Here is a 12635-nt window from a genome sequence, read left to right on the forward strand (position 1 = left end):
CAAATAATCCATTAAATGTAAGCATTATTCTTAGTAATGGTATAAATCCAATTTTTCCAATTATAATTCCTGCTATCAAACCTATTATCAGTTTTGGTAATAAGCCAAGTTTTTTCATTTTTCCCCACCTCATTAAATTTTCTAAATATTTTATCTAGTTTTAAAACCTATTAGAATATATACCATAATTTTATCTTTTAATCAAGCCTTTATTCCCAAAATATGATAGTTTTTTTATATTTGAAACATATTATAATTATATAACTCTGTATTTTCAATACATTGAAGTATGTTCTTGATAAAATAAAAATTCATTTTTTATAGAGATAAATGAGTAATTTCTACTTTTAATAAAATTATGATATAATATATTACCAAATATAGATATAAATTGGAGTGGTTTTTATGATAAAAGGAAATACAGATGGAATTAAAGATTTTATTTTAAATGAATTAGATTCTCTTCATGATATAACAGTTGAAAAAAATAAAATAATAGAGCCAGAAATGCTTGCTCTTATAGCTTCAGTAAGCAGCAGAATAAACAGAGAAATTAACATTGCCATTGACAGAAAAGGAAATGTTACAGAAATATCCATTGGTGACAGCAGCAGTGTACAACTTCCTTTTTTAAATGTTCAGGAAAAAAGATTGAGCGGAACAAGAGTTATACATACTCACCCAAGTGGAAGTTCAAATCTGTCTAGCATTGATATATCTGCCCTTACAAAATTAAAATTAGACTGTATAGTTGCCATTGGAATAAATGAAGATTCTATAACAGGAATGAGTATTGGATTTTGCAGTGTAAATGGAAATGACCTTTCACATGAAATTATTGGTCCTTTATCTGTAGAAGAAATTGTAAATTATGACTTTCTTTCTAAAGTTGAAGAAATAGAAAACTTCCTTAAAAAAAGAGAAGTTATTGAAAATGATGATGAATATGCAATTCTTGTAGGCTTAGATGATAATGAAAGTCTTGATGAACTGGCTGAATTAGCTAAAGCATGCAATGTTAAAGTAGTAGCTAAATTCTTTCAAAAGAAAACTAAAATAGATTCATGTTATTTTATTGGACCTGGAAAAGCAAAAGAACTTACTGTCTTCAAACAATTAAAAAAAGCTAATCTTATTATTTTTGATGATGAGCTTAGTGGTTTACAAGTAAGAAACTTAGAGGAACTTACAAGCTGCAAGGTTATTGACAGAACTATTCTTATTCTTGAAATATTTGCTACAAGAGCCAGAACAAGAGAAGCAAAAATTCAGGTAGAGCTTGCACAATTAAAATATAGAAGCAGCAGACTTCTTGGTTTTGGTTCCACAATGTCTAGAACTGGTGGTGGTGTAGGAACTAAAGGTCCTGGAGAAAAAAAACTGGAAATTGATAAAAGAAGAATAAGAGAAACTATCTATGATTTAAAACAAGAATTAGAAAAAATAAGAAAAACAAGAGTAACTCAAAGAGAAAAAAGAGATGAATCTGGTATACCTAAAATATCTCTTGTTGGATATACAAATGTTGGAAAATCTACTCTTAGAAATCTTCTTGTCAATATGTATGCAGCTGATAATACTTCTAAAAAAGAAGCTGTTTTTGCTGAAAATATGCTATTTGCAACTTTAGATATTACTACCAGAGCAATAGTTCTTCCTGACAAAAGGATAGCTTCTCTTACTGATACAGTAGGATTTGTAAGAAAGCTTCCGCATGATTTAGTAGAGGCTTTTAAGTCTACCCTTGAAGAAGTAAGTTTTTCTGATTTAATAATACATGTTGTTGATATATCAAGTGAAACTGTTTCTGAACAAATTTTAGCTGTGGAAAAAGTACTGGGAGAGTTGAATGCTTTAGATAAACCATCTTTTCTTGCATTAAATAAATTTGAAATGGCTTCGCCAGAGCAAATTGCTACAGTAAAAGAAAACTTTAGCAAATATCAAATGATAGAAATCAGTGCTAAAGAAAATAAAAATATTGATGAATTTTTACAAATGACTGTATCACTATTACCACAAACTACTAGAAAATGTACTTATTTAATACCTTACAGCAATACTTCTATGAGTGCCTTTCTTCATAGAAATTCTATTATTCAAGAAGAGAAGTATGAAGGAAATGGTATAAAAATAATTGCTATAGTCAATGATGAAATATACAATAAATGTAAAAAATTCATGATTGAGGAGAATATATGTTAAAAATAATACTGGAAATTTTAAAATTAGCTCTTCCAGCAGTTGGGGAAATGATTCTTTATATGATGATATGGGTATTGGATACCATAATGGTTGGAAAACACAGTGGACAATTGGGAGTTTCTGCTGTTGGCCTCAGTTCAGAAGTAATGTACACATTTACAAATATAATTGTTGCTATGGGATTATCAATTTCTGTTACCTCGATAATTTCAAGGGCAATTGGTGGAAAAAATTATGAAAAAGCAAGATTGACTTCTGATATTACTTTAAGGTTAGGCCTTATATTTGCTTTTTTAATGGGAGGAATATTTTTTTGTTTCCCAGAAAAAATACTGACAATTGTAGGTGCAGAAAAAGATATTTTATCTCTTGCAACTAAATATATGAGAATATGTTCTTTTGCTGTAATATGCAATATGACAACAAGTATATTCAATGGGATATTCAGAGGCTGTAAAAATACTAAAACACCTCTTTTTACAGCTATAATTGTAAATGTAGTAAATTTATCTCTTGATTATTTACTTATATTTGGTAAATTTGGTGCTCCAGAATTAGGAGTTGTAGGAGGTGCTATTGCTACTGTTGCTGGAAATGTATGTGGACTTTTATTTACTTTAAGTCAATTAAAGAAAATTCCATTTAAACTAAGTCCATTTGCTCCATTTAATAGAGAATATTTTAAAGAATTAGTAAAATTGACTATTCCTTCATCATTACAAGAAGGAGCTTTCAGTATAAATAAATTAATAAATGTAGCCGTTATAATGACACTGGGAAGTTTATCTTTTGCTTCCAATCAGATAGCTATTACAATTGAAAGTATTTCTTTTATGCCTGGATGGGGATTTGCCATAGCTTGTACTTCTCTTACTGGATATTGTATAGGTCAAAAAGATTATGCAAAAGCTAAGATATATATAAATTATTCTATATACCTTGCTTCTGGAATTATGGGATTATTTTCTATAATCTTCCTTATTTTTCCTGAAAAACTCATTTCTCTTTTTATTAAAAGCAGTGAAACTGAAGTTATAGCTCTTGGAACAGCCTGCCTTATGCTTGCTTCAATAGAACAGATACCAATAGCTATTTCTATGGTATTAGGAGGAGCTTTAAAAGGAACTGGAGACAGTAAGACTCCATTTAAAATAGTTTTATTTACAAACTGGGTAATACGGCTTCCTCTTGTATATTATTATATTTACTTAAAGAGAAGTTCTGTAACTTACTTTTGGAAAATAACAGCTCTGCAATGGATAATAGAAGCTATTATTATTTTCGTAGTCTACCAATACAAGTGGAAAAAATATTACCAAGTTACAGATTTAAAAGAAAAAATTGCATAATTTAAAGCAAAATAGAGAGGTTAAAATTTTAACCTCTCTTTTCTATATTTATATTAAATTAAAATCTACTTTTAAATATGAAAACAATATCTCTGCCATTTCATTACCATATTCTTTTCTAAAATCTTTTAAAACTTTTAAAGCTATTTCTTCTCCTCTTATTTTAAAAATAGATGTTGTAATATCTTTAAAAGTCTTATAGCAATGTCCGCAATGATAATCAAATTTTTTTATATTTTCTTCATTTCTTATAATTTTCTGATTCTTTTTAAAATCAGCTTCTCTCATAATTTGAATACAGTATTCATGTTCATATATGCTTTGAGGAACTTCAAAAACTAGATAGGGATTAAAGCCTCTGACAATAGCTTTGTCTAGGTGAGTACAATAAATAATTCCTGCCTTTGTTAAATCCATCTTTTTAAATTGTTCTGCCCAAGGACATTGCAAAATTTTTATTTCATAATTTGGAGAAAAAGATATCTCTTCAACTGTATTGACAGCACCTTCATTTTTTAATGTTTCACTGCTGACCCATTCTCCATATTCCCTATATACAGCAAATGTGAGTTCTTTATTATCTCTTATTGCTCTTTGAGCCATTCTTGAACCTCTCTGTTCAGCGTAACGTTGAACTGCCAGTACAAAAGCTTTTTCCCCCTGCCCTCCATAATTTCCTACAAGTTCTCTATAAAATGAAGCTGCTATAAAAGCATGATGTCTTTCTGTAAATTCTTTCATAAATTCCCTCCCAAGATTTACTATATCTCATGAAAATATTATATAACATATTTTACAACTTGTACTTTCACTCTAACAAATATTTTAATGGAAAAATGAAACTCATTTACTAATGAGATGGAAAATAGTTAATTTAATATATTTATATTATTTTACATCTGCTTCTAAAAATTTAAAAAGATCTATTTGATCTATTATATCTTGATTATGTTTTAATAGGAGATGGTTCTCTATTCCACTCATCTGCATTATAACATTTCTGTTATCCTCTTCATGACCTGTTCTCTCATATAATCTTTCAATGGAATTAAATATAAATCCTTGTATTTTTATTCCCATATTTTCCAGTGCATTTACTGTTAACATTGTATGATTTATACTTCCTACTTTATTTCCAGTAACAACTATTACTGGTATATCAAGCATTTTTATCAAATCATACATATAATATTTTTCTCTAATAATAGGAACAAATAACCCCCCTGCTCCTTCAACTATTAAAGTATCATATTTTTCAGTTAACTTTTCCCAATGTTTTTTTATTTTCTCAGGTTTTACTTCTGTCTTATCTATTTCAGCTGCCAAATGTGGAGATACTTCAGCTCTCAGTAAATATGTTGTCATATCAATATCATATGGAATTTTATTATATTCACATAAGAATTCTACATCTGGGGAAACCAATTTTCCAAGCATTTCAAAAGCTCCACTTTGAATGGGTTTATAATATCCTCCATTTCTTTTCTTTATACCTTGATAAAGAAGAGCACTCACATAGGTCTTTCCAATTCTTGTATCTGTTCCTATTATAAAATAACCCTTATTTAAGTTCATACTCTTTCCCCCTGATTATTTTTTTGTCATTTTTTATAGTATTCTCCATTAACATCAAAAAATTTTCTGCCACTACTGGATTTATTTCAGTTTTCATCTCCAATTTTTGTAATTCCTCTGATGTTATCCTTTCATTAATATAATTAAGAAATGTTTTAGAAAGTATTGCCTTTATTTTTACAAACTCCATAGATTCTGCTCTTTGTATATTTACTGGAATAGAGTATGCTTTCTTATGTTCTTTTATATTTTTAATAAAACTTTTCATAATTTAAGTAGCTCCTTTTTTATCCTTTAACAAATTTCTCTACATTCAAATATATCACAAATTTACAAATATTTAAAGTACTATGTATTATTGAGGTTTTTTATGATAAAATATTTTATAATACTAAAAAAACAGAAAGTGGGGTTTGAATAATGGAAAAAAAAATAAGAATAACTCTCCTTAAGCAAGTCTTAGAAATAATTGAATCTGACTTGGAAAATTTTAAAATAACAAAAAATTATCTCTTAAATTATATATTTGAGTATATGAAAAATGAAAAAATAAATAATAATTTTTTCTTTGATGGAGAAAAATCTGTTATACAGTTTAATTTAAATAAAAAAAACCTAAGTACATATTATGATTTTTTAATGGAAAAAAATATACAGGTAGAAGCAGATTTCATAAGAAAACTTATTTATAAGTATGCCAATCAATCGAGAAAAAACAGAGAACTTTTTATTTTTCAATCTATAATTGAAAGACTGGAATCTGGAATAAAAGATAAAAAAATTATAAAAATACATTTTAAAGATAAAAGAATAACTTCTGTTCTTCCATTTTATATAGGAAGTTCTAAACTTGAACTTTCCAATTATCTTTTTTGTTATGATATGAATGAAGGAAAATATAGAAATTACAGAATAAGTAATATAGATACTATTTTTATTACCAAAGAAATAAAAATTTGGGAAGATATAAAGTTTATAGAAAAAGTTATAAAAGATTTTGATCCATTTCTTTCACAAGGAAAAGAAATAAAGGCTATGTTAACTTCAGAAGGTGAAAAACTCTTAAAAGAAATTAAGTTGAATCGTCCTGAAATTATCTCTAAAAAAGGAAATCTTTATGAGTTTCAATGTTCAGAAGAAAAAGCTAAAAGATATTTTACATACTTCTTAGATGAAATTGAAATATTAGAGCCCTTAAGTCTACGAGAATGGTTTAAAAATAAATATAAAAATGCCTATAAAAAATATCTTGACAATTTTATTTTTAAAAAGTAAAATAATGAAAAATAAATTTTGTTTTATTTTTTAAAGGAGGGATATTTATGACAGAAAAAAATCTTAATCTGATCAGAGAACTTGAAGAACAAATTGAAGATATCAAAATCAAACTAAAAGAAAGTAATTGTGAAGATGAAAAAGAAAAACTAGCTGATGATTATCAAAAAATATATACAGAATTAAATGAAGTATATATGAAAAATGAAAAAATTATGAATAGATTGGAAAGAGAAAATGTACTATAGTGCTATTACCTGTAATATCCAATGAAAAAAGCTGACTAAATATATATTTTAGCCAGCTTTTATTTTATTATTTATTTTATTATTTATTTTATTATTTATTTTTTTACTTTATATATACTTATCAATTTTTTTGTAAAGTTCTATAAATTTTTATAAAATTCTTTATTCAGCCTTCCTAGTTAAGAAATTTTCAAATATACTATTTTTAGATTGAGGTTTCCCAAAATAATAACCTTGAATATAATCAATTTCCAAATTGCTTACAAGTTCAAATTCTTCTTTGGTTTCAATTCCTTCCAAACATACTTTTATACCTACTGAATGGCAAATTCTTGTAATAAATTCAATAAAAGTAATATCAAATCTGCTTTTTACTATATCTTTCACAAAAGCACGATCTATTTTTACTATATTTGCAGGGACTTGTTTTAATATTCCTAATGAAGAATAGCCAGTTCCAAAGTCATCCATTGCTGTTTTTATTCCTATTTCCTTCATTTGTGAATATATTCCATGTAATGTTTCGATACTTTTTATTACACAACTTTCTGTTAATTCTAAAATAATATTTGAAGGAGGAACTTTTTCTTGCATAATTATGGTTTTCACATCATTTAGAAAGTTTTCTTCCAAGAATTGTATAAATGAACAATTTACACTGACAGTAATATCTTTATCATACTCTAACATTTCTTTGCAAGTTTTTACAGCTTCCTTCAGTATCCATTTTCCAACTGGTATTATCAATCCACTTTCTTCAAGTATTGGAATAAATTCTATTGGAGAAATGCTACCAAATTTTTCACATTTCCATCTTAATAAAGCTTCCACTCCTTTTAAATTTGTGGTTTTACAAAATACCTGTGGCTGATAAAATACTTCAAACCCCTCAAATCCATTTTCTATACTTTCTCTAATATGGCGAAGTATTTCTAAAAAGCGTGATTTATATTCCAATATATCATTAGAAAAAAATACTATTCTATCTTTTCCACTTTTTTTAGCATACTGTAATGAATAATCTGTATATTTATACAATTCTTGATATTTATTTCCATCTTGTGGATAAAGTGAACACCCAGCTGAAAGAGTTACAAATATCTTAGATTTTTCAAGAAGCTGCTGACATGAGAATTTTGTTTTTATATTATCATATATATTTTGTATCTCATGACTATCTGTATTTTCTACAAGAATTCCAAATTGATCTCCATCTAATCTATATGCTAGGGCATTTCTTGGAAGAGATGATTGAATTATCTGGGCTATCATTTTTAAAACACTATCTCCAAATTCTCTATCATACATTTCATTCACTTGCTTAAATTCATCTATTCCTAAAATTATCATTCCAATAGTTTCAACAGAATAATCTTTTATTTTTTCTTCAAAAGATTTTGAAAATTCATTTATATTAAGCAGTCTGGTTAAAATATCTATTTTATTTTGTTTTCCAAGTAAAGTAATTATACCAGCAAAAATACTTGGTTCCCCAACTTCATCACGCATTAAATGCCCTCGACATCTAAGCCAAATATATTCTCCATCTCTATTTTTAGCTCTGAATTCTACTAAATGATAATCTGCTTGGCCTTGTCCTATCTCCATATTAGATTGATAAAATTTTTCCCAATCATCTTCATGAACTATATTTTTCCAGATAAAAATTGGGTTTTGAATTATTTCAGAAGGAAGATTAAACATTTCTACCATTGCAGAGGTATATTTAAATCTACCAGTTTTCATATTACATATATAAATGAAATCATCTGTACTCATAACAAGTGCCTCATATAAAAGGTCTTTATTATAAATAAAATCTTCTTCAGTTGCAATAGATTTTGTATTGCTTTCATCCCTATGCTCATCAGTTTTATTTTTATGATATTTCAATTTTTGAAAATAAAGTTTTTTATCAGCTCTTGCTATAATATCATTTTCAAAAATCTCTTCATCAGGATAGGCTTCTGCTGTTCCAAAACAAAAAGAAAAATTAAACTCTGTTTTTAGTTCTTTCTTTTTAATTTTAAGATTATCAACACATTCAAATAGCAATTTTATAACTTCTTTTTCAGTTCTATTTTCAAAAACAACTATAAAATTATCTCCCTCTAGTCTGAATATAAATTCCTTTTCAGTTAAACAATTTTTTATTATTTTTATGGTTTCTATGATGACTTTATCTCCCTCTATATGACCATATTTCTTATTAATCATTTTTAAGTCATCCATATCTACTGAAGCTATTACAAAATTCTTTTTAGATTTTTTAGCATCTTGAAAAGCTTTAGCCATTTCACTTTTTCCAGCTCTCCAATTCAATGCTTCACCACATAAAATATCCTGAAGAATATTTTTTTTCAGAGTAATTGTATCTGTTATGTCAGTAGACTCTTGAAAATGTACTATAGACTCATCTGTCCACTTTATTAAACTATCATAATTTTCATAAATTTTTCCAGTAATAGTTCCATTTTCTCTCCATACAATGCTGGGATTTTCTTCTTTTTTCTCTAAAAGTTTTGGTACTGGGCAAAAATCACATCTTTTTTCCATTCCTTTTTGAAGAACCTGCCAGCATATTTTTCCTTCAGGTTCAGTAATATTATAGGTTTCTTTCATTTTTTTATTCATAAATAATATTTTATCATTCTTTATATCAGTAATATAAAGATTTACATTCATATTATCCAGAATTTCATTAAATATCCAAGATTGTGTAAAAAATTCATCAAATTTATATTTATTTGTATAAAACATTTCTAAAACTAAAGCAAATGTTTTTAATAATTTAATCTCTTCTTCATCCCAATTTCCTTTTTCTTTTCTCTTACCAACCAGTATTCCACCAATACAAAATTCTTCCTGAATATTTTTTACAGGAAGAAAAAGAAAATTACTTTGAAGTGTATTTTTTATTTTATATATCTTTTCATTGCTTTCTAAAGCAATATATTTTTCACCTTCAATTGATTTTTCAAATAATCCCATAAGATTATTATATAAATATTTCTTTATTGTGGTATTACTTATTTCAGAATCATTCCAAAAAAAGTCGCTTCTTATCTGCTTTTTTCTATTTAATATAATAACTCCTAATAAGGAAATATCACATTTTTTCTTCAGCTCTTCTAATATTTTTAATTTTTCTGTGTATGTATATTCATCTCGTTTCAAAATTTTTTCCAAACTTAAAAAAGCTTCATAAACATTTTCCGTTTTTAATCTCCCCAGATTCATATTATCACCTATTTTTTTAATAATTATATTTTATTACTATCTTCCCAATAAATTAATATTTTTTATAACATTTAACTATCAAAGGCAAGTAAATAATATTTTACTTGTCTTTGATAAAAGCTTAAACTATTTAATTTCTTTTTTTTTCTTTTCTAAATATTCATTTTGAACTCTTTCTATAACATCAAGCATTTTCTTTTGAATATGAGCATAACCAACTTCTTTAATATGAGGAAGGTTACAATTTGAACAATCTTTTATTCCATGAGGAGTGTATTTAAAATTTCCTCCACATTCTTCTCCCATCATATATAATGGACAATAACAAAACATACAATTAAAATCTTCTATATTTTTTATCTCATGACATGGAAAAAACTCACATTCTTTATGATGTATAAATTTGTAATTATTCATTAAAAATACCTCCTATTTTACATCTTATTTTAACTATACATCTTTTAAGCTATTAAATCAAGAGAAACATTATCATCATAAATTTTTTAATAATCTCTAATATAAAAATTTATCTTTTAATATATAAAGCTTTTATTCTATCTTTCTTGTTTAGTAAGAATTCTAATTTCTTTCTCTTCATACATTATTTTTCCACCTTTCAAAAAAAATTGAATAGGATATATCTCTACCCCTTTTTCCATTGCTTCATAAAATAATTCTGAAAATTTTGGATCAGTCTCCCATTTAGGTCTAAATGTATTTGATTCTCTGAATATAAGAAGCAATACAGCTGCTCTATCCCCTTTTTCTTTTATTTCTATTAATTCTCTTAAATGTTTTTGAGCTCTTGTACTTGGAGCATCTGGAAACATTGCTTTTTTATCTAATGAAAGTGAAACTCCCTTTACTTCTACCCATATTTTTTCATTATCTTTTTCAATAAGATAGTCTATACGGCTGTCTCCATATTTTACTTCAGCTTTTATATGAGTATAATCTCCAAAAGGTGATAAATTTTTATCTCTTAAAAATTTTTCTGATATATATCTATGGTAAGATGAATTTATCAGAATATCTTCCTTATCATCTGAAAATGCTGATATTACATCCCATTGAGTCTTCCGTATACTTCCTTCCTTAGCTTTTTTTATTCCTACACTGTTATCTTCAAAAAGGAGTTCTCTTATTCTTCCTGAATCATGTACATGACATGTTACCACTGTATTATCTTCTAACTTAATATCTGCCACAAACCTATTAGGTCTTTCTAAAAATTTTCCTCTTTTATCTATTCCAATTTCATAAATCAATTTTCCTTTTCTCATTATATATCTCCTAATGTAAAATAAGGCTGACTATACATAGTCAGCCTTTATATCTAATTTTTTATTAATACTTCCCATCAGCTAAATCTCTAAAGTTTACATCCTGCAATCTAGATATAAATTGAGATTCTATATCTTTAAACACTCTGTGTACTCCACAGTTACCTTTTCTTAAAGTACAACTTTCTGGTGATTCTAGGCAGTCTTTAATGCAAATATTACCTTCAATTGATTCTATTGCGTCTTTTAAAGTTATTTCATGACTCTCTTTCTTTAATTTATATCCACCCTTAGCTCCTTTAAAAATCAAAACAAGATCTGCTTTTTCTAGTTTTTTAAGTATTCTCAAGCTGAATAAATGAGGAATTTCCTCTTTTTCTGAAATTTCATTTGATGAAATAATTCTATTATCTCCATTTATTGTTAAATACAGCAGTATTCTAAATACATATTCAATTTCATTTTTTAATCTCATTTCAGTCTCCTATAATCCCATAAGTAAATTTATATACTGATTTTTACACACTATACTTCATAAGTATATCACATTACTTCTATAATAACAATAATTTTTCCGTACTTTAATTTTCAACTTCAGTGGCATTTTCCACATTTTCACCTAAAGCAGCCTTTATTGCTACAATAGCAACTTCTAATTGCAATAGATCTGGTTCTTTTGTTGTTATCCTTTGTAAAGATAATCCTGGAAATGCTAATGCTCTTACCCAGATTTTATCTAAATGGTTGCTGCTATATCTCTGTATTTCATAAGATATCCCAGCTATAAGAGGCATCAATATAACTCTTAAACCTACTTTTATTATTACTCTTTCTATTCCATTTGCTGGAACTGGCAATATAAAATCCATACATGAAAATACTATAATTGATATAAGCATTACTATTAACAGAAAACTTGTTCCACATCTTGGGTGAAGTGTTGTAAATCCTTTTGCATTTTCTGGTGTAAGTTCCATTTTATTCTCATAAGCATAGATAGATTTGTGCTCTGCTCCATGATATTCATACACTCTTTTTACATCTTTTGAGAAGGATATTACCCATATGTAAAATACAAAGAATGCAAGCCTTAATGCTGCTTCTAATAAATTAGAATATATTCTGTTGTCTGCAAAAATAAAACTACTGATAAGAGATGGAAAAACTACAAATAATCCTATTCCCAGCCCTAAAGATACCACTGTTGTCATTACTGCTTCTTTCTGTGAAAGCTGTTTTTCTTCTTCCTCTTCTGATTGGTTTGCAGAAAATGTAAGCTCCTTTATTCCAAGTACCAATGCATCAAATAAAGTTACTGCTCCTCTGATAAATGGTATCTTTGCAAGCTTATTCCTCTTTCCGCCTACCTTTGTTTTTTTATATACTATTTCTCCTGAGGGCTTTCTTACTGCTGTTGCCAGCCATTCAGGGCTTCTCATCATCACACCCTCAATAACTGC

General features: G+C 27.1%; 12 protein-coding genes. 4 read left to right on the forward strand and 8 right to left on the reverse strand.

The features are described 5' to 3' along the window. The first annotated feature begins 405 nt into the window (after window positions 1–405). Both hflX and E6771_RS11685 read left to right on the forward strand, forming a co-directional pair. The gene (gene hflX, locus E6771_RS11680; protein WP_316091495.1) at window positions 406–2205 is read left to right on the forward strand and encodes a GTPase HflX; all 1800 of its coding nucleotides are present in this window, start codon (window positions 406–408) and stop codon (window positions 2203–2205) included. Then, window positions 2199–3554, forward strand: coding sequence for an MATE family efflux transporter (locus tag E6771_RS11685; protein ID WP_316091496.1), 1356 nt, complete (start codon window positions 2199–2201; stop codon window positions 3552–3554). Before hflX ends, E6771_RS11685 begins: the two co-directional genes overlap by 7 nt. Window positions 3555–3602: 48 nt before the next feature. On the opposite strand, the gene E6771_RS11690 is transcribed toward E6771_RS11685, so the two are convergent. From E6771_RS11690 to E6771_RS11700, 3 genes are all read right to left on the reverse strand, one after another. Then, on the reverse strand, window positions 3603–4295 hold the full coding sequence (locus E6771_RS11690; protein WP_316091497.1) for an L-2-amino-thiazoline-4-carboxylic acid hydrolase: 693 nt from the start codon (window positions 4293–4295) through the stop codon (window positions 3603–3605). 147 nt (window positions 4296–4442) lie between these two features. Further along, on the reverse strand, window positions 4443–5129 hold the full coding sequence (bioD, locus tag E6771_RS11695) for a dethiobiotin synthase (RefSeq protein WP_316091498.1): 687 nt from the start codon (window positions 5127–5129) through the stop codon (window positions 4443–4445). Then, window positions 5116–5397 (reverse strand): hypothetical protein, encoded by a 282-nt coding sequence (locus E6771_RS11700; RefSeq protein WP_316091499.1) that lies wholly within the window; start codon window positions 5395–5397, stop codon window positions 5116–5118. Before E6771_RS11700 ends, bioD begins: the two co-directional genes overlap by 14 nt. A gap of 152 nt (window positions 5398–5549) precedes the next feature. Here E6771_RS11700 and E6771_RS11705 point away from each other — a divergent pair, with 152 nt between their 5' ends. After that, complete coding sequence (locus E6771_RS11705; protein ID WP_316091500.1) at window positions 5550–6404, forward strand: WYL domain-containing protein; 855 nt, start codon at window positions 5550–5552, stop codon at window positions 6402–6404. A gap of 47 nt (window positions 6405–6451) precedes the next feature. Further along, window positions 6452–6652 (forward strand): hypothetical protein, encoded by a 201-nt coding sequence (locus E6771_RS11710; RefSeq protein ID WP_316091501.1) that lies wholly within the window; start codon window positions 6452–6454, stop codon window positions 6650–6652. Between the two features lie 162 nt (window positions 6653–6814). Here E6771_RS11710 and E6771_RS11715 read toward each other — a convergent pair whose 3' ends face one another. The 5 genes from E6771_RS11715 to E6771_RS11735 form a co-directional block, all read right to left on the reverse strand. Then, window positions 6815–9892: an EAL domain-containing protein gene (locus E6771_RS11715; protein WP_316091502.1), complete on the reverse strand. Its 3078-nt coding sequence runs from the start codon at window positions 9890–9892 to the stop codon at window positions 6815–6817. Window positions 9893–10018: 126 nt separating this feature from the next. Next, window positions 10019–10309, reverse strand: a complete 291-nt coding sequence (locus tag E6771_RS11720; RefSeq protein ID WP_316091503.1) for a cysteine-rich small domain-containing protein — start codon at window positions 10307–10309, stop codon at window positions 10019–10021. A 137-nt stretch (window positions 10310–10446) separates the two neighbouring features. Beyond that, the gene (gene sfsA, locus E6771_RS11725; RefSeq protein ID WP_316091504.1) at window positions 10447–11175 is read right to left on the reverse strand and encodes a DNA/RNA nuclease SfsA; all 729 of its coding nucleotides are present in this window, start codon (window positions 11173–11175) and stop codon (window positions 10447–10449) included. Between the two features lie 64 nt (window positions 11176–11239). Next, window positions 11240–11650, reverse strand: coding sequence for an Rrf2 family transcriptional regulator (locus tag E6771_RS11730; RefSeq protein WP_316091505.1), 411 nt, complete (start codon window positions 11648–11650; stop codon window positions 11240–11242). Between the two features lie 106 nt (window positions 11651–11756). Continuing rightward, window positions 11757–12617, reverse strand: a complete 861-nt coding sequence (locus tag E6771_RS11735; protein WP_316091523.1) for a DUF1385 domain-containing protein — start codon at window positions 12615–12617, stop codon at window positions 11757–11759. Window positions 12618–12635: the final 18 nt, after the last annotated feature.

Origin of the sequence: Fusobacterium sp. (assembly GCF_032477075.1) — a bacterium.
Lineage (GTDB): Bacteria > Fusobacteriota > Fusobacteriia > Fusobacteriales > Fusobacteriaceae > Fusobacterium_A.